The organism is Patulibacter ginsengiterrae, assembly GCF_056269115.1.
Genome location: NZ_JBWDOG010000004.1, coordinates 208595 through 233204, shown reverse-complemented (window position 1 = coordinate 233204; position 24610 = coordinate 208595). Strand labels below are relative to the sequence as shown.

20 protein-coding genes are annotated in these 24610 nt (G+C 73.3%); 16 read left to right on the top strand and 4 right to left on the bottom strand.

The annotated features are described in order from the left end of the window. Positions 1-96 precede the first annotated feature (96 nt). Complete coding sequence (locus tag ACVUH9_RS08905; protein WP_475756007.1) at positions 97-675, top strand: SHOCT domain-containing protein; 579 nt, start codon at positions 97-99, stop codon at positions 673-675. Positions 676-795: 120 nt separating this feature from the next. Further along, positions 796-1161 (top strand): hypothetical protein, encoded by a 366-nt coding sequence (locus tag ACVUH9_RS08900; RefSeq protein ID WP_475756005.1) that lies wholly within the window; start codon positions 796-798, stop codon positions 1159-1161. A gap of 30 nt (positions 1162-1191) precedes the next feature. Here ACVUH9_RS08900 and ACVUH9_RS08895 read toward each other — a convergent pair whose 3' ends face one another. Next, positions 1192-3192, bottom strand: coding sequence for an ATP-binding protein (locus ACVUH9_RS08895; RefSeq protein WP_475756003.1), 2001 nt, complete (start codon positions 3190-3192; stop codon positions 1192-1194). A gap of 143 nt (positions 3193-3335) precedes the next feature. Between ACVUH9_RS08895 and ACVUH9_RS08890 the strand changes: the two genes are divergently transcribed. Next, positions 3336-5081, top strand: coding sequence for an oleate hydratase (locus ACVUH9_RS08890; RefSeq protein ID WP_475756001.1), 1746 nt, complete (start codon positions 3336-3338; stop codon positions 5079-5081). Positions 5082-5124: 43 nt separating this feature from the next. Here the strand turns inward: ACVUH9_RS08890 and ACVUH9_RS08885 are convergent, their stop codons facing one another. Further along, positions 5125-6690, bottom strand: a complete 1566-nt coding sequence (locus ACVUH9_RS08885; protein WP_475755999.1) for a calcium-binding protein — start codon at positions 6688-6690, stop codon at positions 5125-5127. A gap of 123 nt (positions 6691-6813) precedes the next feature. Next, positions 6814-7518 carry a FadR/GntR family transcriptional regulator gene (locus tag ACVUH9_RS08880; RefSeq protein WP_475755997.1) on the bottom strand — a complete coding sequence of 235 codons (705 nt, stop codon included), beginning with the start codon at positions 7516-7518 and terminating at the stop codon, positions 6814-6816. A gap of 141 nt (positions 7519-7659) precedes the next feature. Between ACVUH9_RS08880 and ACVUH9_RS08875 the strand changes: the two genes are divergently transcribed. The 3 genes from ACVUH9_RS08875 to ACVUH9_RS08865 are packed head-to-tail and all read left to right on the top strand — an operon-like array spanning position 7660 to position 10942. Beyond that, positions 7660-8835, top strand: a complete 1176-nt coding sequence (locus tag ACVUH9_RS08875; RefSeq protein ID WP_475755995.1) for a CaiB/BaiF CoA transferase family protein — start codon at positions 7660-7662, stop codon at positions 8833-8835. Further along, positions 8832-10211, top strand: coding sequence for a carboxyl transferase domain-containing protein (locus ACVUH9_RS08870; protein ID WP_475755993.1), 1380 nt, complete (start codon positions 8832-8834; stop codon positions 10209-10211). The genes ACVUH9_RS08875 and ACVUH9_RS08870 overlap by 4 nt, the downstream gene beginning before the upstream one ends. Next, positions 10208-10942: an SRPBCC family protein gene (locus ACVUH9_RS08865; protein ID WP_475755991.1), complete on the top strand. Its 735-nt coding sequence runs from the start codon at positions 10208-10210 to the stop codon at positions 10940-10942. The genes ACVUH9_RS08870 and ACVUH9_RS08865 overlap by 4 nt, the downstream gene beginning before the upstream one ends. Positions 10943-11077: 135 nt before the next feature. Here ACVUH9_RS08865 and ACVUH9_RS08860 read toward each other — a convergent pair whose 3' ends face one another. Then, entirely contained in the window at positions 11078-11914 is an 837-nt protein-coding gene (locus ACVUH9_RS08860; RefSeq protein WP_475755989.1) for an IclR family transcriptional regulator, read from the bottom strand. A gap of 152 nt (positions 11915-12066) precedes the next feature. On the opposite strand from ACVUH9_RS08860, the gene ACVUH9_RS08855 reads away from it, so the two are divergent. The 10 genes from ACVUH9_RS08855 to ACVUH9_RS08810 all read left to right on the top strand — a co-directional run bounded on the left by ACVUH9_RS08855 (position 12067) and on the right by ACVUH9_RS08810 (position 24423). Next, positions 12067-12954 carry an FAD binding domain-containing protein gene (locus tag ACVUH9_RS08855; protein ID WP_475755987.1) on the top strand — a complete coding sequence of 296 codons (888 nt, stop codon included), beginning with the start codon at positions 12067-12069 and terminating at the stop codon, positions 12952-12954. Positions 12955-13037: 83 nt separating this feature from the next. Continuing rightward, positions 13038-13547, top strand: a complete 510-nt coding sequence (locus tag ACVUH9_RS08850) for a (2Fe-2S)-binding protein (RefSeq protein ID WP_475756119.1) — start codon at positions 13038-13040, stop codon at positions 13545-13547. Next, a complete protein-coding gene (cutA, locus tag ACVUH9_RS08845) occupies positions 13544-15946 on the top strand; it encodes an aerobic carbon-monoxide dehydrogenase large subunit (RefSeq protein WP_475755985.1) in 2403 nt (800 codons plus the stop codon). Before ACVUH9_RS08850 ends, cutA begins: the two co-directional genes overlap by 4 nt. 246 nt (positions 15947-16192) lie before the next feature. Next, entirely contained in the window at positions 16193-17530 is a 1338-nt protein-coding gene (locus ACVUH9_RS08840) for a uracil-xanthine permease family protein (protein WP_475755983.1), read from the top strand. Between the two features lie 139 nt (positions 17531-17669). After that, positions 17670-18461, top strand: coding sequence for a cyclase family protein (locus ACVUH9_RS08835; protein WP_475755981.1), 792 nt, complete (start codon positions 17670-17672; stop codon positions 18459-18461). 2 nt (positions 18462-18463) lie between these two features. Beyond that, positions 18464-19909: an amidase gene (locus ACVUH9_RS08830; RefSeq protein WP_475755979.1), complete on the top strand. Its 1446-nt coding sequence runs from the start codon at positions 18464-18466 to the stop codon at positions 19907-19909. After that, positions 19906-20832, top strand: a complete 927-nt coding sequence (locus ACVUH9_RS08825; RefSeq protein WP_475755978.1) for an AAA family ATPase — start codon at positions 19906-19908, stop codon at positions 20830-20832. The genes ACVUH9_RS08830 and ACVUH9_RS08825 overlap by 4 nt, the downstream gene beginning before the upstream one ends. Further along, a complete protein-coding gene (locus ACVUH9_RS08820) occupies positions 20829-22013 on the top strand; it encodes a VWA domain-containing protein (RefSeq protein ID WP_475755976.1) in 1185 nt (394 codons plus the stop codon). Before ACVUH9_RS08825 ends, ACVUH9_RS08820 begins: the two co-directional genes overlap by 4 nt. Continuing rightward, complete coding sequence (locus ACVUH9_RS08815; protein ID WP_475755974.1) at positions 22010-23176, top strand: XdhC family protein; 1167 nt, start codon at positions 22010-22012, stop codon at positions 23174-23176. The genes ACVUH9_RS08820 and ACVUH9_RS08815 overlap by 4 nt, the downstream gene beginning before the upstream one ends. After that, on the top strand, positions 23173-24423 hold the full coding sequence (locus ACVUH9_RS08810) for an MFS transporter (RefSeq protein ID WP_475755972.1): 1251 nt from the start codon (positions 23173-23175) through the stop codon (positions 24421-24423). Before ACVUH9_RS08815 ends, ACVUH9_RS08810 begins: the two co-directional genes overlap by 4 nt. Positions 24424-24610 lie beyond the last annotated feature (187 nt).

Sequence of the window (24610 nt, the reverse complement as noted above, 5' to 3'; positions counted from 1 at the left end):
TCCTCGCCGCGTCTGCGGCCCCGGCCGCCCGCGTGGCACCGATCCGGCACCGAACCGGCATTGCCGGATGACGCGAGCGCCCGTAGCGTCGCGCCCATGCTCGGAAAGCCCTCTCGCCGGACCCGCAAGAAGCTCGAGGAGCACGGGGTGCGCGCGGACGCTGTCGTGCTCGAGGTCGGGCGGCGGGGCATGACCATCACCCACGGCAACGACGCGATCGTCGCCAACACCGAGGTCATCGTGAAGCTCCGGCTGCGGGTCGAACCTCCGTCGGAGCCCAGCTTCGAGGTCTCCACGAAGCTGCGGTTCAGCCAGTTCGCCCTGCCGTCGGTGGGGCAGCGACTGGCGGTCGTCTTCGACCCCGAGAGCCACGACGACCTGATGCTCGATCCCGCGGGGGCTGCCGGGGGCACCGTCCTCGCGCCCGGCGGCGTCGACCTCGGGGCGCTGCTCGGCAGCGTGCAGGAGGCCCGGGCGCAGGCCGGTGGCGACCGCCAGGCGATGGCCGAGCTGCTCCGTCAGCAGCTCGGAGCGAACGCCACGGTCATCGCCGGCTCGGCCGCTGCCGCGCCGGCGGATCCGATCGCCCAGCTCGCGCAGCTCGGCGATCTCCGCGATCGGGGCGTGCTGTCGGACGAGGAGTTCGAGGCCCAGAAGCGGCGGATCCTCGGCTGAGCGCTCTCCGGAGCGGACGCTGCGACGCCACCCGACCGCGCCCGGACCGGATCGCGGTGACCCGGAGACGGCACTGAAACGGCACTGTCCGGGCCGGGGATACGTCGTAGCGTGAGAGACATGGTTCATCCACGCACCACCCACCTCGTCCTCGTCCCGGCGCTGCTGAGCCTCGCGCTTGCGCTCGGGGCCTGCGGCGGGAACGACGACAAGATCGAGCAGGTCCGCAAGCAGGGCACGGAGATCCAGCAGCAGGGGAGCGAGCTGCAGGAGGCGGCCAAGCAGGCGGCAGACGACGTCGCCGCCGGCCGCAAGACCCAGGAGCAGGCCGACCGCGAGCTGCGGGAGCGGACCGATGCCCTCAAGGAGAGCGTGAAGGACACCGCGTCCGACGCGATCGACGCGGCGAAGGAGCAGACCGGCGTGCCGGACGAGGCCAAGAAGGCGCTCGACGACGCGCAGGAGCAGATCGAGACGGCCCCGTGACCCCGGGCTGCACCCGTTGACCGCCGCCGCTCAGGGGCTGTCGCGTCCCTGCGCCGAGAGCGACGCGAGCGCGTAGTCGGCGACGCGGGCGGTCGCCTGACGGAGCCGACGGAAGTACGTCGTGCGGCTGACGTGCAGCTCGTGCGCAGCGTCCTCGTGGCTGGTCTGGTGATCGACGTAGGCCCGCGTGACGAGGTCGCGCATCAGCTGCTCCTCGGCCCCGGCCCCGAACGCCTGGTCCGCCGCGCGGACCAGCAGCGCGCGGACGGCGGCCGCAGGGTCATTGCCACCGACGGCCGCCGCCAGCGGTCCGACCGCCAGCCGCGACGGCCGGTCGAGGTCGCGGAGCGCCTGCCGGACGTCCTCGACCGTCACCCGGGGTGGCGACGGCCCCACGGCGGCGGCTCGGGACGCGCGGGGCACGCCGAGCTCCGCATAGACCGTGTCCCGCTGCGACCCCAGCAGACCGTCCGGGCCGTAGTCGATGACGTGGCACTGGTGCCGCAGCTCGCCGACGTGGACGTCCAGCTCGGGGACGTGGCGCGAGCCGGAGTCGGCGGCGAAGGCCACGGAGGCGGCGTTGACCGGGTTGATCGGCAGGTAGAAGTAGCGCGGGTTGACCAGACCCGACCCCAGCACCGCCGCCGTGTTCAGGACCGCGAGCACCCGCGACCCCAGGTCGCCGCGTTCCGAGGTCGTCAGGTCCATCGAGTCCCGCCAGACCATCGCGTCACCGCCGGGCACGTGCTCGCGCGCGTGGCGGACCCAGTCGCCGACGAACGGGTCGCCGAGGATTCCCGGGGTCGCGTTGGCCGGCGTGCAGGCGATCGCGATCCCGCAGAGCGTCTCCTCGGTATCGCGGGCGACGACGACGTGCTCGGGGGATGCCTCCGCGAGCTGCCGGGTGGTCTCCCACCAGACGTCGGAGCCCCGCGCCAGGATCGCGGGGGAGAGCGCCTCCAGCTCGCCCGACCGCAGCCCGTCGGCGTGCAGGCCGACCGCTCCCTCCGCCCCGAAGCCCCAGCGCAGCGTGGGGCTGCGGATCAGCTCCGCCAGGTCGATCGTCAGGCGCGGCTCACCGGCGGCGGCGCGCACGAAGAGGTGGTCGGCGATCGCGCGGCGCAGCTCCCGCTCCCGCTCCGGTCGCGTCACCTGCAGGTGCGCCAGCACGGCCCGCCGCACGAGCGCGTGCATCGCCAGGCCGTCGCCGATCGGCTCGGCGACCGACTGGGCCCGCAGCCACAGGTGGGCGGCGTTCGGGTCGTGCTTCGGCAGCACGTCGGCGAGCATCGCGGCCGTCGTGACCCGCGCGATCGCGGCGACGGCGACCACGTCGGCGTGCTGGTCCTCGACCTGGGACTGGGCGAGCCGCCGAACCAGCATCTCGACCAGCTCCGGCCGCTGCTCGAAGCCGCGTCCGTCCCAGCCGCCCTCTCGACGCGCGACCGCCGCCGCCAACGTCAGCGCCAGCGGCGACCCGATCGACCAGCGCACGAGCGCGGCGGTCGTGCGCGCGTCGACCTCGCCCAGGGCGCGGACCAGAGCCCGTCCCTCGGCCGCCGTCAGCGGCCCCAGCCGCAACGTGCGCGTGACGTGCTCCCAGCCGTCCGCGAACCACTCTGGCGCCGGCGGCTCGCGGCCGGCGATCACGACGATCGCGTGCTCGGGCAGGGCCGGGATCAGCCGCTGCCGGAGGACCGCGTCGAGGTCCGAGACACGCTCGTAGGTGTCGAGCAGGATGATCGGCCGCGGCTCCTCGCGGGCCGCGACGAAGACCGTCTCCAGCTCGCCGGGCACGGGCGCCAGCTCGCGTCCGTCGAGCGACCAGGGCGACCATCCGTGGACCGCCGCCAGCCGCGCGATCTCCCGCAGCAGCGTGCTCTTGCCGATCCCGCCGGGACCGTGGACGAAGACGACGCTGGCCGACGGGTCCCCGGTCAGCAGGGCTCGGAAGACCGCGAGCTCGGCCTCGCGGCCGATGAACCGCTCGGCGTCGCGGCGGGCGAGCCGGTTCGCCAAGGTCGTGGACATGGCAGGGGAGCCTACCGGCGCGCTCCGGCTCCGGCCTGGGGGTTCGTGTTTCCGGGAGCCAGCCTGAGCCGATCTGGGCTGGACGCCATCCCACGCCTGGACGAGGATGGAGCCGACCGCAGCTCCTTCGGAAGGGTCGGCACGTGTACCACAGCAACGGGAACTACGAAGCGTTCGCTCGGCCGCGGAAGCCGGAGGGGGTCGACGGCAAGTCGGCCTATCTGGTCGGGGCGGGGCTCTCGTCGCTCGCGGCGGCGGCCTTCCTGATCCGCGACGGCCAGATGGCCGGCGACCGGATCACGATCCTCGAGTCCTCGTCGATCGACGGCGGCGCGCTCGACGGCGCCGGCGACGCCGAGACCGGCTGGCTGATCCGCGGCGGCCGCGAGATGGAGAACCACTTCGAGTGCCTCTGGGACCTCTACCGCTCGATCCCGTCGCTCGAGATCGAGGGCGCCTCGGTCCTCGACGAGTTCTACTGGCTGAACAAGGACGACCCGAACTTCTCGCTCCAGCGCGCCACGATCGAGCGCGGCAAGGACGCCAGGACCGGCATGAGCTTCACGCTCGGCAAGCGGGCGACGAAGGACGTCATCGACCTCGTGCTCGCCACCCACGAGAAGCTCTACGACAAGCGGATCGACGAGGTCATGAGCCAGGAGTTCTTCGACTCGAACTTCTGGCTCTACTGGCGGACGATGTTCGCCTTCGAGGAGTGGCACAGCGCGCTCGAGATGAAGCTCTATGTCCAGCGCTTCATCCACCACATCGACGGCCTGCCCGACTTCAGTGCGCTCAAGTTCACGAAGTACAACCAGTACGAGTCGCTGGTGCTGCCGCTGTCCACCTGGCTGCGCGAGCAGGGCGTACGGCTCCAGCACGACACGCGGGTGATGGACGTCCAGTTCGAGATCACGCCGCAGCGGAAGGTCGCCAAGCGGATCGTCTGGATCCGCGAGGGCCAGGAGGGCGGCGTCGACCTGACCGAGGACGAGCTCGTCTTCGTCACCAACGGCTCGCTGGTCGAGAACTCATCGTGGGGCGACCACCAGACGCCCGCGGCCTTCGATCCGGTCGTGCACGACGGGGGCAGCTGGCACCTGTGGCGCAACATCGCGGCGCAGGACCCGTCGTTCGGGCGCCCCGACACGTTCTGCACCTCCCCCGAGCAGTCGCAGTGGGAGTCGGCCAGCATCACCACGCTCGACGAGCGGATCCCCGCCTACATCGAGAGGATCGCCAAGCGGCCGACCCGGTCGGGCAAGGTCGTCACCGGGGGGATCGTGACCGCGCGCGACTCGGCGTGGCTGCTCAGCTGGACGGTCAACCGCCAGCCGCACTTCAAGGCCCAGCCAGACCACCAGACGGTGGTTTGGTTCTACGGCCTGTTCACCGACGTTCCCGGCGACTACGTGAAGAAGCCGCTGCGCGACTGCACCGGCGAGGAGATCACGCGGGAGTGGCTCTTCCACATGGGCGTGCCGCTCGACGAGATCGACGAGCTGGCCGCCTCTGGGGCGATCACGCGGCCGTGCATGATGCCCTTCATCACGGCGTTCTTCCTGCCCCGCAACGGCGACGACCGCCCGCAGGTCGTGCCCGAGGGCGTGCAGAACCTCGCCTTCATCGGGCAGTTCGCCGAGTCGACCCGCGACTGCATCTTCACCACCGAGTACTCGGTGCGGACGGCGATGGAGGCCGTCTACCAGCTGCTCGACGTCGAGCGTGGGGTGCCGGAGGTCTTCGGCTCGATCTACGACGTGCGCGAGCTGCTCAAGTCGGCGCACTACCTGCGCGACGGCAGGCAGCTGCCGGTCCCCGGGTTCGCGAAGAAGTACGTCGAGAAGACCGCGATCGGGCAGCTGCTCGATCACTACGGCGTGATCTGAGCGGCGGTGACCCCCGTGGATCGGCCACCGGCCGCCCCGCGGGTCAGCGGATCTTCACCTGCAGCTTCTGGGTGCGGGCGCCGACCTTGACGACGACCAGGTAGGTGCCGCGCCGGAGTCGCTTGCCGCGGACGCTCCGGATCGTGCGGGAGAAGCGTCCGGCCTTGGCCTTGTAGGTGATCCGGCCGAGCGGCTTGCGGGCGCCGCGGCGGGTCACGGTGACCGACACGGTGGCGGCCCGGGGGAGCGTGAGCCGGAGGGTGAGCCGGCGGCGTGCGCCGCTCAGCTTCGCTCCGGAGAACGGGGCCTGCGTCGCCGGCGCGCCCCCGGCGGGCGAGCCGCCCGGGGCGCCCGGGCCACCCGCCCGGGGCGCGCTGCGGTCGATGCTCTCGCAGGTCTGGAAGCCGTCCCCGGAGGTGACATCGACGTCGTCCAGCTGCGCGATGTCGGCCCCGGCGCCGCAGCTGACCGTGTCGACCTCGCCGTCGCGGGCGAAGATCCGGTCGGCGCCGGCCGGGCAGCTGTAGACGCTGCACTCGCGGTAGTCGCCGAAGAGCGAGTCGCGGCCGGGTCCGCCGTCGACGGCGTCGTCGCCCGCACCGGCGATCAGGAGGTCCGTGCCGCCCTCTCCGAAGAGCTGGTCGTTGCCGCCACCGGTCACCAGCTCGTCGTCGCCGTCGGCGCCGTGGAGGACGTCGTTGCCGTTCCAGCCGTCGACGACGTCGCGTCCCGGCGAGCCGACGAAGACATCGTCGCCCGGGCTCAGGACGTACCGCTCGAAGTCGCCGTGGACGTTGTCGCCCTCGCCGGGGACGCCGTCGTTGGCCTGCTCGTCGAGCGTGACGGCGATGCCGTAGGCGTGGGAGGAGAACCAGGCCTCGTCGTAGCCGGGGCCGCCGCGCAGGTCGTCCGCCCCGGAGCTCGGATCGTCCTGGCCGACCAGATCGTTGCCGTCGCCGCCGTCGATCGCGTCGTTGCCGTCGCCGCCCCCGAGCCGGTCGTCGCCGGCTCCACCGCGGACGCCGTCGTCGCCGTCGTCGCCCTGGAGTCGGTCGTTGCCGTCGCCGCCGCCGATCGTGTCGTTGGAGCCGCCCCCGCGGAGCTCGTCGTTGCCGCCACCGCCCGTGAGGGTGTCGGGGCCGGCCCCGCCGGCGATCAGGTCCGGCCCGCTGCCCCCGGTCACGGCGGCGACGGTGTCCGACGGGCACTCGCTGGTCCAGCTCTGCTCGAAGCCGTTGCTCCCGTCGCCGAGGGCGACGGTCGTGGACGGCATGCAGACGGCCTCGAGCACGAAGCGGTCGTTGCCCCCGCCGTAGCTGGCCTGCACGGTCGACGCCGCGGCGGGGCAGTGGAAGCTGGTGCCGAGGACGGTGGTCTCCTGGGCGCAGGCCCCACCGGTCGCGTTCGTCACCCCGGTGCTGTTGCGGATGGTGACCGTGCCGGCGGGCGAGTACGTGGTGGCGAAGCCGACGTAGGTCACGTTGTCGCCGGTTCCGCTGATCCCGATCGTGGTGCCGGAGTAGGTCAGCGTGATCGCGGCGGATGCGGGCGCGGCCGCGCCGAGAACGGCGGATACGGCCAGGGCGACGAGCAGGCATGGGCGGCGCATGGGCCGACCGTAGGCGCTGGTGCCGGGCCCCGCATCGGTGGGACCACGGGCGCTCGTCCGGTGCCCGATCCGCCCGGAGCGACCGCGACCGCCGGTGCCCGTGCGTCAGCCGGGGCGGGCCGGTCAGTCGGCGTCGGCGGGGGCGGGCGAGGCGACCGCGAGCAGGTGCTCGCGCATCGCGGTCATCGCGGCGTCGGGGTCGCCGGCGGTGATCGCGTCGAGGATCCGCTGGTGGCCGGTCAGTGACCGTCGTGACTGGTCGGGGCGGGCGAGCGAGGCCCGGCGGGTGAGGGCGATCGGCTCGGCGATCTGGTGCATCAGGTCGAGCAGCATCGCGTTGCCGGCGGCCGCGGCGAGGGCGGCGTGGAACCGCTCGTCGCTGGGGGCGGGGTCGCGGCCGGCCTCGATCGCCGTCTCCATCGAGCCGATCGCGTCGCGCAGCGCGGTCAGGTCGGCGTCGGTCCGGCGGGCGGCGGCGAGCCGGGCGATCTGGACCTCGAGCGCCTCGCGCACCTCCATCACGCCGACCAGGACCCCGTCGCTGGAGTGCAGTTGCGCGTCGATCTCGGGACGCACGTCGTGCGGAGCGCTGCGCAGGTAGACGCCGTCGCCGTGGCGGATGTCGACCAGTCCGACCGCCTGCAGCGCCGCGAGCGCCTGGCGGATCGAGGTCCGGCTGACCCCGAGCAGCTCGGCGAGCTGTCGCTCGGGCAGGAGCCGGTCGCCGGGCCGCAGGTCGTCCCGCTCGATGATCGCCCGCACCCGCTGGGCGACCTCCTGGTACAGCGGCGCGCGCCGGATCGGCTCGATGGTCGGGTCGGGGGGCACGTTCCGAGCTTACGCGCCGGGCTCGACGCTCGGGGTTCCGCATCAATGGCTTGACGTTTCAATGGAGCAATGGCACACTGGCTCGACCAATTTAGACCGCGGCCGGATGGCGGCGGTTGGTTCGAGGAGCTAGGAGCACGCATGGGAGAGCACGCAGTCCCGCCGCCGCTGACGGGCATCAAGGTCGTCGACATCTCGCGGGTCCTCGCCGGGCCCTACGCCGCGATGATGCTGGCCGACCTCGGTGCCGACGTCGTCAAGATCGAGCGCCCCGGCGCCGGGGACGACACCCGCCAATGGGGTCCGCCGTTCGTCGGTCCCGAGGGCGAGCAGGAGAGCACCTACTTCCTGTCGACCAACCGCAACAAGCGCAGCCTGGTCGCCGACCTCAAGGCCGACGAGGACCTGGCGCTCGTGCGGACGTTGATCGCCGACGCCGACGTCCTGATCGAGAACTTCCGCGGCGGCGTGATGGAGCGGCTCGGCCTCGGCGCGGACGCCCTCGCCGAGCTGAACCCGCGGCTGGTGACGCTCTCGATCACCGGCTTCGGTCCCGACGGCCCCGACGCCGAGCGGACCGGCTACGACCAGATCCTCCAGGCCGAGGGTGGCCTGATGAGCTACACCGGGCCGTCGGCCGACCAGCCGACGAAGGTCGGCGTGCCGATCGCGGACCTGATGGCCGGCATGTTCGGCGCCTACGGCGTGCTCGCCGCGCTGCACCAGCGCGAGACGACTGGCGTCGGACAGGTCGTCTCGACCTCGCTGCTGGCCGGTCAGATCGCCACGCACGCCTTCCAGGGCACGCGCTGGCTCGTCGCCGGCGAGGTCCCGGAGCCGGCGGGCAACCACCACCCGACGGTCTGCCCGTACGGTCTCTTCCCGACGGCTGACGCCGCGCTGGTGATCGCCGTCGGCAACGACGCGATCTGGCGCCGGTTCGCCCCGCTGGTCGGGATCGAGGCCGCCGATCCGCGCTTCGTCAGCAACGGCGACCGCGTCGCCCACCGCGAGGTCCTCCAGGGCCTGATCGAGCAGGCGTTCGCCGAGCACGGCGCCGAGTACTGGGCCGCCGAGTTCGAGAAGCACGGGATCCCCGCGGGCGAGGTCAAGACGCTCGACAAGGTCTACGCGACCGAGCAGGTCCGCCAGCAGGGCCTGGTCGTGGCCGTCGACCACCCGACTCTCGGCTCGATCGAGCTGCCGGGGCCGCCGCTGCGGTTCGGGGCCAGCGACGCGATCGTCCACCGGGCGCCGCCGACCCTCGGGCAGCACTCCGACGAGATCCGGGCCGAAGTCGCGAGCGCGGTCGCATGAGCACGGCGATCGACGTCGGCTGGGTCACGGACTTCGTCGCGTTCGGCGGGCAGCCGGTCAGCGCCGACCCGCTGCAGTTCCCCGGCTACGCCGGCCAGCTCGAGCGGGCGCGGGAGCGGACCGGCGTCGACGAGAGCGTCTGTTGCGGCACCGCCTCCGTCGCCGGTGTGCCGGTCGTCGTCATCGACTTCCGGTTCGCCTTCCTCGGCGGTTCGATGGGGGAGGCGACCGGCAGCCGGATCGTGGCCGCGATCGAGCACGCCCGGGTCGAGCGCCTGCCGCTGCTGTCGCTGGTCGCCTCCGGCGGCGCGCGGATGCAGGAGGGCATGCGCTCGCTGATCCAGATGCAGGCCGTCGCGGGCGCCGTCGCCCGGCTGCGCAAGGCGGGCGTGCCGCACGTCGCCGTGCTGCGGCACCCGACCACCGGTGGGGTCTGGGCCTCGCTGGCCTCGGCCGCCGACGTGGCGATCGCGGTCGCCGGGGCGACGGTGGCGTTCGCCGGGCCGCGGGTCCGTGCCGGGGTCGCCCCGGCGGGCAGCCGTGAGCAGGTGGCCGCCGACGACGCGACCGCGTTCACGGCCGAGGGCAAGCTCGCGGCCGGGGCGATCGACGCCGTGGTCAGCGAGGACGAGCTGGCGCCGCTGGTCGAGCGCTGGATCCGGACGCTGTCGCAGTCGCGTGGGCCGCTCGAGGCCTGCGAGCCGCCGGCGGCGCTGCCCGGGGCCGAGGAGCCGGTCGCCGGCTGGGCCGCCGTCCAGCGCGCCCGCCGTCCGGAGCACCCGCGGGCCGACGCGTACCTGGCCGCCTACTTCAGCGAGACGGTCGAGATCTCCGGCGACCGCGTCGGTGGTCGCGACGAGGGGATCCGCGCCGGGATCGGCCTCCGCGACGGGAAGCCGATCGCGTTCGCCGCCCAGCGGGGGACGGCCACCACGGCGGCCGGCTTCCGCACCGTCCAGCGGCTGCTCGACCTGGCGACCCGCTGGTCGCTGCCGGTCCTGACGCTGGTCGACACGCCGGGGGCGCGCAATGACGCGGTCTCCGAGCGGGCCGGGCTCGGTACGGCGATCGCGGCGACGCTCGCGGCGTTCGCCGACGCGGCGGTCCCGGTCACCTCGCTGCTGATCGGCGAGGGCGGATCGGGTGGCGCGATCGCGCTGGCCGCGCCGGGCGCGCTGTGGGCGGTGCCGTCGAGCTACTTCTCGGTGATCGCTCCGGAGGGCGCGGCCGCGATCCTCCACCGCGATCCCGAGCGGGCGGCGGAGGTCGCCGAGGTCCACGGCCTGGCGCCGGACGACCTCCTGCGTCTGGGGATCATCCGGGGGATCGTCTCTGTGGAAGTATCAGTCGACGTGCAGCAAGGAGCAGTGGTGTGAGGATCGAGAACGCATTCACCGTCAGCGCCCCGCTCGAGCGGGTCTTCGGTGTCCTGGCGGACCTGGAGCAGGTGGCACCGTGCATGCCGGGCGCCACGATCGTCGGCGAGGACGAGACGGGTGGCCATCTGGGCCGGTTCCGGATCAAGGTCGGTCCGGTCGCGGCCGCCTACGAGGGCCGGATCGCGGTCGAGTCGGCGGACGCCGAGCAGGGCCGGATCGTGCTCAGCGGCAGCGGCTCCGACCCGCGCGGCGCGGGCAGCGCCGAGGCGACGATCACGGCCTCGCTGAGCCCGGATGCCGGCGGGACCCGCGTCGTGATGGGCACCGAGCTGGAGGTCGGCGGACGGCTGGCCCAGTTCGGCGGCCGCAGCTCGATGATGCAGGGCATCGCCGACCGGATGATCGGGCAGTTCGCCGAGCGTCTGCAGCAGGAGCTGATCCGCGACCCCGCGGCCGTGGCGACCCCTGCGGCAGGCGAGCAGAACGGCTCGTCGTCGACGGCCCCGCCGACGCCCGGAGCGGCACGCGCTGCGGCCCCGGCCCCGGCCCCGGCCGAGGAGGACGCGTTCGACGCCGGTTCGGCCCTGCGCGACCTGGTCACGGTCCCGGCCCCGGCGACGCTCGTCGCGGTCGTGGCCTGCTTCCTGATCGGCCTGCTGCTCGGCCGTCGGGTGGCACCGCGTTCGGCACCGGCACGGAGCGGCCGCCGGATCGAGTTCCACTTCTAGGCGTCCGTCGAGCTCTTCGACGGGCTCCTCGATCCCGCACGCCGATGGCCCCCGACCACGGTCGGGGGCCGCCGATCCCGTGCTTCTGCGTTCCTTGGTGTTACACGCGCGCGAAGCGCAGGCCCTCGGCGGTCGTCACTGCCGGGGCAGCCAGCCGATCCCGATCGAGAGCGCGCGGCCGGCCTGGCGGGCGCCGGCGAGCAGCTCCTCGCGGTCGGCGTCGTCGGCCAGCCGGGCCGACGGCACGACCAGCGACACGCAGGCGCAGACCTCGTTGTCGCGGTTGCGGATCGGCACGGCGATCGAGCCGACCCCGATCTGGAGGTCGTCCGACGTGACCGCGCAGCCCGCTTCGCGGATCTGCTGGAGCTCGCGACGGATCTGCTCGGGATCGGTGGTCGAGCTCGGCGTGAGCACGGGCAGCGGCTGGGAGAGCGTCTCCTCGATCACCTCATCGGGCGCGAAGGCCAGCAGCAGCCGGCCCTTGGCGGCGATGCCGAGCGGGAAGGTGAAGCCCGCCGAGGTCTTGGGGATCCGCGACGGGCCCTCGGCGAGGGCGATCGTCAGGACCTGCTGGGCCTGCCGCTCGTTGACCTGCGCGACGCAGTTGAGCGTGTGCGCGAGGTGCTCGAGGTGTGGTTGCGAGAGATGCAGCAGCGCGTGGTCGCGGAGATACGCCAGCCCGAGCGCGTAGAGCCGCGCACCGATCGCGTACTCGTTGGTGCTCGGGTCGCGCCGGAGGTACTCCTGTTCCTCGAGGTGGGCGAGCGTGCGGTACGCGGTCGTCCATTTGAGGTCCAGCGCGGACGCGATCTCCTTCGCGCGCCGGGGCGCTTCGCTGACGACCTCGAGGATCGCCATCGCCCGGCCGACCCCACGGAGGTCGGAGTAGCGGGCGGGAGGGGACGGGGTGTCGGTCGCGGCGACGGGGGACGGGGACGGTGTGGGGGTGGAATCTTGACCCTGGTTCATCGTGAGGTAGGATAGCGAACATTACGTTCGTTGAGCGAATACGATTCGCTCGGGAGGGGGAGAGCAGTGCGCATTCAGATCCCGCAGGCCACGCCCGTGGCCACCGCGTTCGCGGAGCGTCGCGTCGCCCGTCCGGTGCCCGGGGGGACCCGATGAAGCCGGCACGGTTCGAGTTCGTCCAGCCGGCCACGATCGAGGACGCCGTCGCGTTCAAGGCGGCCTACGACGGCGAGGCCTCGGTGCTCGCCGGTGGCCAGAGCCTGGTCCCGATGCTGAACTTCCGGATCGCCCGCCCGGCCGCGCTGATCGACCTCAGCGCGGTCCGCGGGCTCGACACGATCAGCGTCGAGCCCGACGTCGTCCGGCTCGGGGCGATGGCCCGCTCCGGCGCGCTCGAGCGCCACCGCGACGCGATCGCCGCCTGCCCGCTGCTCGGCCAGGCGCTGGTCAACGTCGCCCACCCCGTGATCCGCAACCGCGGCACGGTCGGCGGCACCCTCGCCCACGCCGACGCCTCGGCGGAGATGCCGGCGGTCCTGGCGGCGCTCGACGGCGAGGTCGAGGTCCACGGCACCGGCGGGGCCCGCACGATCACGGCCGAGGACCTGTTCGTCTTCCACCTGACCACGTCGCTCGAGTCCGACGAGGTCCTCACGCAGGTCCGCTACCCGACCCTTCCGGCGGCGAGCGGCAGCAGCTTCGTCGAGTTCGCCCGCCGCCACGGCGACTACGCGATCGTCGGGGTGGCGGCGGTCGTGTCGCTGGCCGGCGACGGCAGCATCGCCCGGGCACGACTGGCCTACTCGGGCATCGGCCCGACCCCGATCCGGGCCCGCGCCGCCGAGGACGGGCTCCGTGGCCAGCAGCCGACCGCCGCGAACTTCGCCGAGGCCGGCGAAGCGGCCCAGCGACTCGTCGACGCGGTCGACGAGGAGCAGGCCTCGGTCGGCTACCGCCGTTCCCTGGTGCGGACCCTCACCGCACGTGCGCTGGGCGAGGCCGTCGCCCGAGCCCGCCCCTCCGATTCGAAGGACTCCTGATGCAGATCACCTACCACGAGCCCGACGGTGGCGAGGTCGAGGTCGACCTCGCCGGCAGCGGTGAGCCGGTCGTCGACGTGACGATGGTCGTCAACGGTCGCCGGATCTCGAAGCGGACGGCGGCCCGCCGGCTGCTGTCGGACTTCCTCCGCCACGAGCTCGATCTCCACGGCACCCACGTCGGCTGCGAGCACGGCGTCTGCGGCGCCTGCACGGTGATGGTCAACGGGCGCACCGCCCGGGCCTGCCTGCTGCTGGCCGCCCAGTGCGAGGGCGCGCGGATCGTGACGATCGAGGGCCTGTCGCCGTCCGACGGCACGCTCAGCGTCGTCCAGCAGGCGTTCATGGACTGCCACGGGCTCCAGTGCGGCTTCTGCACCCCGGGCTTCGTCGTCTCGGTCAGCGCCTTCCTCGACGAGCAGCGGGGGCGGACCGACTTCACGGACGACGAGCTGCGCGCGGCTGCCGCGGGCAACCTCTGCCGTTGCACCGGCTACGCCGGGATCGTCGCGGCGATCCGGCTCGCGGCCGAGCGGTTGGCCGCGGCCGACGCCGGCGATCCCGAACCGCGCCCGGAGGGAGGAGCACGATGACCACCAAGAGCTTCGGCACCCGCGTCCCGCGGATCGAGGATCCGCGGCTGCTGCGCGGCGAGGGGATCTACGTCGACGACGTCGACGACCGCGGAGCCGTCCACGCCGCGTTCCTCCGCGCGAACGTCGCCCACGCGCGGATCAAGCGGATCGACACCACGGCGGCGAAGGCGCATCCCGGCGTGGTCGCGGTCTACACCGCGGCTGACCTCGGCCGGCTCGATCGCCCGTTGCCGCTGCTGATCCCGCACCCCGACCTGACCGAGCCGCGGACGCAGCTGCCGCTCGCCCGCGACACGGTCTTCTTCGTCGGCGAGACGGTCGCGATGGTCGTCGCCTCCGATCGCTACGTCGCCGAGGACGCGGTCGACCTGATCGAGATCGACTACGAGCCGCTGCCGATCATCGTCGACCTCGAGCAGGCGGCGAGCGAGGGCGCGCCGCTGGTCCACGCCGACGTGCCGGGCAACCTCGCCTGCCGCAACCGCCAGGTCGTCGGCGATCCCGACGCCGCCTTCGCGGAGGCCGACGTGGTGATCAGCGAGCGGTTCTCGATCGAGCGCAGCGCGGGCATGCCGATGGAGGGCCGCGGCCTGGTCGCGCGCTGGAACGCGCGCGACGAGGAGCTGACCGTCTGGGACTCGACCCAGGCCCCGGTCTCGATCCGCGGCGGGCTCGCCTCGCTGCTGCAGCTGCCCGAGAGCAAGGTCCGGGTGATCACGCCCCAGACCGGTGGCGGGTTCGGGACCAAGGTGATGATGTTCTACCCGGAGGAGGTCCTGATCCCCTGGGCGGCGATCCAGCTCGACGAGCCGGTCAAGTGGACCGAGGACCGCCAGGAGCACTTCGTCGGCTCCAACCACGAGCGCAAGCAGGTCCACTTCATCGAGCTGGCCGCGCGCGCGGACGGCACCGTGATCGGGCTCCGCGACCGCTTCCTGCACGACACCGGCGCGTACATCCCGTACGGGATCGCCGTGGCCCAGGTCGCGGCGGGGCAGATAGCCGGGCCGTACCGGATCCCGAACATCGACGTCGGATTCGACGCGATCTACACGAACACGACCACGGTCAGCCCGTACCGCGGGGCCGGGCGTCCGCACGCCTGCCTGGCGCTCGAGATGGCGATGGAGCGGCTGGCCGACGAGCTCGGGATCGACCGGATGGAGCTGCGCCGGCGCAACTTCATCGCCCCCGACGAGTTCCCCTGGTCGCGTGACGGGATCCTCTTCGCCGACGGCAACACGGTGACGATGGACAGCGGCGACTACGGCTCGATGCTCGAGCAGGTCCTCGACCGGATCGGCTACGAGGGCTTCGCGGAGGAGCAGGAGGCCGCGGCGGCCGAAGGGCGGCTGCTCGGCCTCGGGCTCGCCGTCTACGTCGAGGGCACCGGGCTCGGGCCGTACGAGGGCGCGCGCGTGCACGTCCACCCGATCACGGGCAAGGTCCACGTCGCGATCGCGCTCTCGACCCAGGGGCAGTCGCACGAGACCGTCTTCGCCCAGATCGCCGCCGACGCGCTCGGGGTCCGGCCCGAGGACGTGATCCTCGTGGCCGGCGACACCGGCCAGTTCGCGTGGGGGGTCGCGACCTTCGCCAGCCGTGCCGGCGTGGTCAGCGGCAACGCGGTCCAGGTCGCGGCGACGAAGGTCCGCGAGAAGGCGCTGCGGTTGGCGTCGAACATGCTCGAGGCCGACCCGGAGGACCTCGAGATCGAGGACGGGCAGATCATGGTGAAGGGCGCCCCGGGGCGGGCGGTCTCGCTGCGTGACGTGGCGATCGCCTCGAACCCGCTGCGCTACGCGTTCGACGAGGACGCCAAGGCAGCGACCCAGTTCGCGCCGGCCCACCAGGAGGCGGACCTGGCGCTGCCGCTGGGGGAGGAGCCCGGTCTGCGGGCGGACGGCTACTACAGCCCGCCCGGGGCCACCTGGGCCAGCGGCGTCCACGCCGCGGTGATCGAGATCGATCCCGGGACCTGTGACGTCGCCTTCAAGCGCTACGTCTGCTCCCACGACTGCGGGGTGATGATGAACCCCACGGTCGTCGAGGGCCAGGTCCTCGGCGGGATCGCCCAGGGGATCGGTGGGGCCTTCTACGAGAAGATGCAGTACGACGCGCAGGGGCAGCTCCAGAACGCCTCGTTCATGGAGTTCCTGATGCCGTACGCGACCGAGGTGCCGCCGGTCGAGATGCACCACCAGGAGACCCCGAGCCCGCTCAACGAGCTGGGCGTGAAGGGCGTCGGCGAGGCGGGCGCGATCCCCGTCCCCTCGCTGTTCTCCTCGGCGGTCCAGGACGCGTTGCGTCGGCACGGCGTGCGCGTGACCGAGGCCCCGCTCTCGCCGAACCGGATCTTCGGCCTGCTCGACGAGGTCGGCGTCACCCTGGCCTGATCGCCCGGACGTCGGGACGGCCGGGGCGCGCGACGCCCCGCCGTCCCGACGTCGTCCTTCGCGCCCTCCGGGGCGCTTCGCGCTGCCCTGAGCGCCCGCTGCCGCGGGCGCTTTCGCGTCCCCGGTCGCTCCCTGGTTCCGGCCATCGGCTGCGAATCGGGCTTGACGCGCGTGCCGCGTTAGGAATACTCTCTGCGTGGAAAGAACAACGTGTTCGCTAAGCGAATATCACGGGAGAGAGATCGCATGGCCACTTGGAAATTGCACGGGGACGGAACACGAGTAGAAGAAGGCCAGGTGGTCAAGCCCGACGAGCGTCTTCGCTGGCCGCGGATGGGCGGGCTCGGCGCCCAGCACGTGATCGCCATGTTCGGCGCCACGACGCTGGTGCCGCTGCTGACCGGCTTCCCGGTCTCGACGACGCTCTTCTTCTCCGGCATCGGCACCCTGATCTTCCTGCTGGTCACGCGGAACAAGGTGCCGTCCTACACCGGCTCGAGCTTCGCGTTCATCGCCCCGATCGTCGCCGCCAAGACCGACGGCGGCATGGCCGCCGCGCTCTGCGGGATCTTCTTCGCCGGCGTCGCGCTCGCCCTGATCGGGGTGATCGTCGATCGGGTCGGCTACAACGTGATCGGCCGCTTCCTGCCGCCGGTGGTGGCGGGCACGATCGTCGCGCTCGTCGGCCTCAACATCGCGCCGGTCGCCAAGGACCAGTTCACCGCCCAGGCCGGGATCGCGATGATCACGCTCTGCACGGTCCTGCTGGTCAGCGTCTTCGGGCGCGGCTTCTTCTCGCGGCTGGGGATCTTCGTCGGCGTGGTCGTCGGCTACGTCGCCGCGGTGATCGCCGGCAAGGTCGACTTCACCGGCGTCCGCGAGGCCGCCTGGCTCGGGCTTCCCGACTTCACGGTGATGAGCTTCAACATGCGGGCGGTCCTGCTGATCGTGCCCGCGGTGATCCTCGTCGTGCTCGTCGAGAACGCGGCCCACGTCAAGGCCGTCGGCTCGATGACCAACCGCGACCTCGACCCCTACATCGGCAAGTCGTTCATCGGCGGCGGCCTCGGCACGATGTTCTCCGGTCTCTTCGGCGGCTCGGCGACGGTCACCTACGCCGAGAACATCGGCGTCATGAGCCTGACCCGGATCTACTCGACGGCGGCGTACTGGATCGCCGGCGTGATCGCGATCGCCCTCGGCCTCGTCCCGAAGTTCGGGGCGGTCATCTCGAGCATCCCGATCGGCGTGCTCGGCGGGGTCTCGACCGTGCTGTTCGGCCTGATCGCCGTGATCGGCCTGCGGATCTACGTCGAGGCGGGCGTCGACTTCAGCAACCCGGTCAACCTCTCGACCGCCGGCATCGGCCTGCTGATCGGCGCCGGCAACTACACGCTCAACTGGGGCGACTACACCTTCGCCGGCGTCGCGCTCGGCGCGATGTCGACGATCGCCGTCTACCAGGTCCTCTCCCGCGGCCCGTCCGGCCGTCCGGTCGACCGGGTCGACCTCGAACCGACCGCCGTCGCGGTCGCCGACAGCGCGCCGCCGCCCACGGCGACACCGCAGCCCGCGGCCGTCTGAGCCAGGGCCCGCTGGCGGCCCCCGGCGCGCGGCGCCCCCGGCTCGCCCCGGCGGGCGGGGCGCCACGCCCCACCCGCGGCCTTCACCGACGGCCGCCTCCCCCAATCGTCCGCACAACACGACGCACAGGAACCACCAGATGATCAACTACTCCAACGTCCTCGACCTCTCGCAGGACTTCTCGATGCACTCGCCGGCCTTCGCCGGCTACCTCGGGCCGCAGATCCGCTGGATCAAGCGGCTGGCCTTCGACAAGGGCGGCGGACAGGAGCTGCTGACGACGATGCACGTCAGCACCCACCTCGACGCGCCGGCCCACTTCCAGTCCAGCGGCAAGTTCATCGGCCAGATGCCGGTCGACTGGCTCGTCGGTCCGGCCTGCGTGGTCGACCTCGAGCGGATGGGCCTCGGCGACTACGAGGTCTACACGCCCGAGCACTTCGAGCAGTGGGAGAAGGACACCGGGATCACGATCGAGCGCGGCGACATCCTGGTCATCCACACCGGGTACCACAAGTACTACCCGGAGAACTGGACCGACCGCAGCCTCAGCGACGAGACCCGCTACTTCACGCGGCACCCCGGTCCGGGCCGTGCCTTCGCCGAGTGGTGCATCGAGCGCGGCGTCCGGTACATCGCGGTCGACGCCGGCTCGGCCGACCACCCGATGAACACGATCATCCGCAAGCTCCGCGCCGACGAGGCCGTCAAGGCGGAGAAGAAGCTCGGCAAGAGCCTCGACGAGGTCTTCCCCGAGGCGGACTACCAGGTCATGCACATCGACCTGTTCCCGCACGACATCATCCACGTCGAGAACCTCGGCGGCGACATCGACAAGGTCCTCGACCAGCGGATCACCTTCGGGACCTTCCCGTGGCGCTTCATGGACGGCGAGGCGGCCATGTGCCGTTGCGTCGCCTTCCTGGACTAACGATGACCTCGGTCGATCAGACGGTGGGGGCGGAGCTGAGCTTCGCCCCCGCCACGACCCAGCGCGAGCTGGTCCGCACGCGGGCGGTCTCCTGCGTCGAGCTGTGCGAGGCGCACCTCGCGGTGATCGAGCGGGAGAACCCGCAGATCAACGCGATCGTGACGTTGACCGCGGAGCTCGCTCGCCGTGAGGCGCAGCGGGCCGACGAGCTGCTGCGGATCGGGGCGCCGGTCGGCCTGCTGCACGGCCTGCCCGTCGCGCACAAGGACTTCACCGCGACGGCCGGGATCCGGACGACGCTCGGCTCGCCGCTCTACGCGGACCACGTGCCGAAGACCAACGCGCTCAGCATCCAGCGGTTGAAGGACGAGGGCGCGGTCACGCTCGGCAAGACCAACACGCCGGAGTTCGCGGCCGGGTCGCAGACCTACAACCCGCTGTTCGGGGCCACCCGCAACCCCTACGACCTGACCCGGACCTCCGGGGGCAGCTCGGGCGGGGCGGCGGCGGCGCTGGCCAGCGGGATGGTCGCGCTGGCCGACGGCACCGACATGGGCGGTTCGCTGCGCAACCCGGCGAGCTTCTGCAACGTCGTCGGGATCCGGACCTCGCCCGGGCGCGTGCCGGTCCATCCCTCGCCGGCTCCGTGGCACCCGTACGTGATCCACGGGCCGATGGGGCGGACGGTCGCCGACGTCGCACTGATGCTGGCGGCGATGGCCGGCCCCGACCCGCGCGTGCCGATCGCGCTCGACGAGTCGGGCGACCGCTTCCTCGGGCGCCTGGACCGCGACTTCCGCGGCGTCCGCGTCGCGTGGAGCAAGACCCTCGGCGGGCTGCCGGTCGAGCCTGAGGTGACCGCTGCGCTCGAGTCCCAGCGCAGCGTGCTGGAGACGCTCGGCTGCGTCGTCGAGGAGGTCGAGCCGGACATGACCGGGGCCGACGAGGCCTTCCGGGTCTGGCGGGCGTGGCTGTTCGAGCTGATCCTCGGACGCCACTACGACGAGGACCGCGACCAGCTCGGTGCGGACGTCGTGCTGAACATCGCCGAGGGCCGGGCCCTCAGCGGGCCGGAGATCGCCCACGCCGAGAAGCTGCGGTCGGCGCTCTGGGACCGGACCCGGGCCCTGATGGACGACTACGAGTTCCTGCTCGCCCCGGTCGTCCAGGTGCTGCCGTTCGACGTCGAGCTGCCGTTCCCGACCACGATCGCCGGCACCGCGACGCCGTCGTACATCGACTGGATGCAGTCGTGCACGCGGATCAGCGCGACCGGACTGCCGGCTGCGTCGGTCCCGTTCGCGTTCTCGGAGACGGGGCTGCCGGTCGGTCTGCAGGTGATCGGTCGCCACCAGCGGGACTGGGAGGTCCTCCAGCTGGCCCACGCGATCGAGTCGGTCGCGGGGGTCGGCGAGCGCCGCCCGCCGCGCAGCGGAGACGCGGGATGAGCGCCGCGGGCCGGTCCCCGGATGGAGGCGGTCGCGGGCAGGATCCGGCGACCCCGACGATCGACGGGCTGGCCCGCGACGCGGCCGCGCACGGGTACCTGATGGACGAGGGCCTGGCGACGGCGATCCACCTCGCCCTGACCCTCGGGCGGCCGCTGCTGCTCGAGGGCGAGCCCGGCGTCGGCAAGACCGAGGTCGCGCGGCTGCTGGCGACCCTCACCGGCCGCGAGCTGGTGCGGCTGCAGTGCTACGAGGGGCTCGACAGCAGCCAGGCGATCTACGAGTGGGACCACGTCGGCCAGCTGCTGCACGCGCGGGCGGCGACGGCTGCCGGTCCGGGGGCCGCCCCGCCGGTCGACGTCTACGACGACCGCTTCCTGCGCGAGCGGCCGCTGCTGACGGCGGTCCGCCATGCCCCGCGGACCGTGCTGCTGCTCGACGAGGTCGACCGGGCCGACGTCGAGTTCGAGGCGCTGCTGCTGGAGTTCCTCGCCGACTTCCAGGTCACGATCCCGGAGCGGGGCACGATCCGCGCGAGCGCGCCGCCGATCGTGGTCCTGACCTCCAACCGCACCCGAGAGCTGCACGGGGCACTGCGGCGACGCTGCCTCTACCACTGGATCGGCCTGCCCGAGGCCGCGCGCGAGCGAGCGATCCTGCGCGCCCGCGTGCCCGGCCTCGAGGAACGGGCGGTCTCCGCGCTGGTCGACGCGGTCCGACGAGCGCGGGAGCGCCCGTTGCTGCGGCGGCCCGGGATCGCCGAGACGCTCGAGTGGGCCCGCGGCGTCGAGCTGCTGACCCGCGAGGGGGCGCCGTGGCCCGACGCGCTCCAGCGCTCGCTCGGCCTGCTGGTCAAGGACCGCGACGACCTCGAGCTGTTGCGCGAGGACGCCGAGCGTGCCGTCGCGGGGGCCTCGCGGTGACGGTCCTCGAGCAGCGGCGGGCCGCCGGGCCGGTGCTCGGGCTGGTCACCGAGCTGGCCGCCGTCGGCATCCGGCCGGGCGTCGAGCGGCAGCAGTGGTTCCTGCGGGCGCTGGCCGACGCGCCGCCGGCCACGATCGCGCGTCTCTACTGGCACGGACGGGTGACCCTGGTCGCCGACGAGCGCGAGCTCGCGGCCTACGACGAGGCCTTCGCCCGCTGGGCCACCGGCCGCGAGGACGAGCCGCCGCCGGTGGTCGTTCCGCGAACGGTGGCGGGCGTCCAGGAGCCGCCCTCCGCCGGCCGGGCGAGCGTGCCCGAGCAGGCGACCGGGCGGCGGGCCTCGCACGAGCCGGGCGTCCGGGGGCGGACGATCGCTGCGGCCGACGCCGCGGTCCGGGCCGAGCTGCGCGCCCTCGACCGCAGCCTCCAGCGGGCGCTGCCGACGGTCGTGGCCCGCCGGACCCGCCCGGCGCGACGCGGCCGCGTGCTCGACGTCCGCCGCAGCGTCCGCGAGGCCGTCCGCAACGACGGCGAGATCGTGCAGCTGCACTGGCGGCGCCGCCGGACCCGGCCGCGTCCGATCGTGCTGGTCGTCGACGTCTCGGGATCGCAGCGGGAGTGGTGGCCGGAGATGCTGCGCTTCGCGCACCGCGTCCAACACGCCGGCGACCGGGTCGAGGTCTTCGCCTTGGCGACCCGGCTGACCCGGCTGACCGGGCCGTTGCGGATCGCCGACGTCGACATCGCGGTGCGGACGGCGGCCTCGACGGTCGCCGACGCGGACGGCGGCACCCGGATCGGGCCGGCGCTGTGGTGGCTGGCCTCCGCCCCCGAGCACGCGGCGGCGGTCACCGGCGCGCTGGTCGTGATCCTCTCCGACGGCCTCGAGCGCGGCGATCCGCAGCCTGCCGTCCGCGGGGTCCGGCGGCTCGCAGGACTCGCTCAGCGGGTCGTCTGGTGGACGCCGCTGGCGCTCGATCCCCGGTTCCGGCCGGTCTCGCGTACCCTCTCGGCCGTGTTGGCTGACCTCGACGATCTTCGGGGCGCGGGCGACCTCCCGAGCCTCAGGCGGGCCGTCGAGGCCCTGCCCGAGGTGGCGCGCGGCCCGCGACGGTCGGCCGCGCGGTCGTGGACCGTCACCGATGCGTCGGTTGCCGACGGCCCGGAGCTGAGGGCATGAGCGAGCGTGCCGCCCAGCGGAGCGCGCGGACGGTCCTCGACTGGATCGCCGACGACCGGCGGCTGGCGACGGCGACGCTGATCGCCGTCGACGGCTCGGCCCCGCTCGAGCTCGGAGCGACGATGTACGTGTCCGAGGCGGGCGACGTCGAGGGCTCGATCACCGGCGGGTGCGTCGAGGGGGCGCTGGTCGACGAGGCCCACCGCAGCCTCGCCGACGGGCGTCCGCCGATCGTCCTGCGCTACGGGGTCTCCGACGAGCTGGCGGGCAGCGTCGGGCTGACCTGTGGCGGCACGGTCCACGTGCTGCTGCGGACGTTGGACGGTGACGACCGCGAGATCCTCGCCGCCACTCTGCGGGCGGTCGTGGCGGGGCGTTCCGCGGCGCTGGCGGTCGTCCTCGACGGGCCGCACGCGGGTGCGTCGCTCTACGTCGACGAGCGGGAGCAGCTCGGCGGCGTCGACGGCCTGCCGCTGCTGGCCCGGAACGCCGGGCGCGACGCGCGCGGGCTGCTGGCCCAGGGGCGCTCGGTGCTGCGGCGCTACGGCGCGGACGGGGCGACGGCCGACGCCGGCATCCGCGTCCACGTGACCGTGCACGCGCCGGCGCCGCAGATGCTGATCATCGGCGCGATCGACTTCTCGGCCGCACTGGCACGAGTCGCGCGGCCGCTCGGCTACCAGGTCACGATCGCCGACCCGCGGACGACCTTCCTGCGCTCGAGTCGGTTCTCCGACGTGGCCGAGACCCTCGATGCCTGGCCGGCGGAGGCGATCGCGTCGCGGCGGCTGAGCGCGCGCGATGCCGTGCTCGTCTTCAGCCACGACCCGAAGCTGGACGTCCCGGCCGTGCTCGCGGCGCTGGCGACCGAGGCCGGCTACATCGGGGCGCTCGGCAGCCGTCGCACCACCCGTGACCGGCTGGAGCGGCTCCGCGAGGCGGGCGCGACCGAGTCCGACCTGCGGCGGCTGCACGGCCCCTGCGGGCTCGATCTGGGCGGCACGACGGTCGAGGAGGCCGCGGTCTCGGTCCTGGCCGAGATCGTGGCCCACCGCCACGGCCGCCGCGGCGTGCCGCTGCGGGACGCCGTCGGCGCGATCCGCGAGGACGGCCGCGGCGACGCCGCGCCGCTCGTGGACCGCCCCGCCGGGCTGCTGCGATGAGCTCCGGCGGCACCGCTGCCGCTCGCCCGGAGGTCGACGGCCGCACCGATCGTCGGGCCCCGGCCGGCCGCCGCCCGACGGTCGCCGCCGTCGCCGCGGTCCTGGCGGTCGTCGCGGTGGCGGTCAACCTGCGGCCCGCCGTCGTCTCGCTGGCCCCGCTGCTGGACGACATCCGCGCCGATACCGGGATGTCCGGCGCGACCGCGGGGATCCTGAGCGCGCTCGCGGTGCTCTGCTTCGGCGCGTTCGCACCGGCCGCCGAGGGCCTGGCCGCGCGGTTCGGACGCGAGCGGACGCTGATCGTCGCCGTCGCGGTGCTCGTTCCGGGGCTCGGCCTGCGGGCGCTCGGCGGGGTCCCGCTGCTGTTCGCGACCGCGCTCGTGTGCGGAGCGGCGATCGCGGTGGCGAACGTGCTGGTGCCGGCGGTGATCCGCGCCGGTCCGGTCCGTTGGATCGGTGTGTCGATGGGCCTGTACATGGTGGCGCTCAACGGCGGTGCGGCGCTTGCGGCGGCGACGGCCGTGCCGCTGCGCGACGGGATCGGCGGCGACTGGCAGGGGGCGCTCGCGCTCTGGGCGGTCCCGGCGGCGGTCGCGACCGTGATCTGCGCGTGGGCGTGGCGCGGGCGGACGGCGGTCGCGCCCGGTCTGCGGGCGGCTCGCCGCCGGCTGGTCCGCCACCCGGTGGGGTGGGCGCTGCCGGCGTTCATGGCCCTCCAGTGTGCGCAGTTCTACGCGGCGTCGGCCTGGTTGCCGAGCGTGTTCGTCGACGGGGGACTCAGCGAGGGGACGGCCGGGGGACTGCTAGCGGTGACGCAGCTCGTCGGGGTCGGGAGCGGCCTGGTGGTGCCGGTGCTGGCGGCGCGGGCCGCGCGGCAGACCTCGTTCACGGTCCTCGCGGTCGTGCTCTGGGGACTCGGATGGGTGGGGATGCTGGTCGATCCCGGCGCGGCCCCGCTGCTGTGGATGGCGGTGATGGGCCTCGGGCAGGGCGCGGGGATCAGCATCGCCCTGACCCTGATCGTGCTGCGGTCGGCGGACGCCGACGGGGCGACCGTGCTCTCGGTCCGGACCCAGACCGTCGGCTACCTGCTCGGGGCGCTCGGGCCGTTCGCCTTCGGCCTGCTCCACGGGCTGACCGACGGTTGGCGGGCGCCGGTCGTGCTGATGCTCGCCGGGCTCGTCCCGATGCTGCTGCTCGGCCTGGTCGTCGGTCGGCCGGGACAGGTCAAGACGGTCGAGCGCTGAGCGCCCGCCCGCTCCGTCCGGGCGGACGTCTCTCGTCTCGCACGCGTGCGCGCGTCTATATACAGCGTGTGAACGAGGTTGCCCGGCGGGACCGCGGACGGCGGTTGCCCGGGCGGGCCCGTGGAGGGCGCTCGACGCCGGCCGAGCGAGCCTCGCCGTGGCGGCTTGCGCGGGGCGGCCCGCTGCG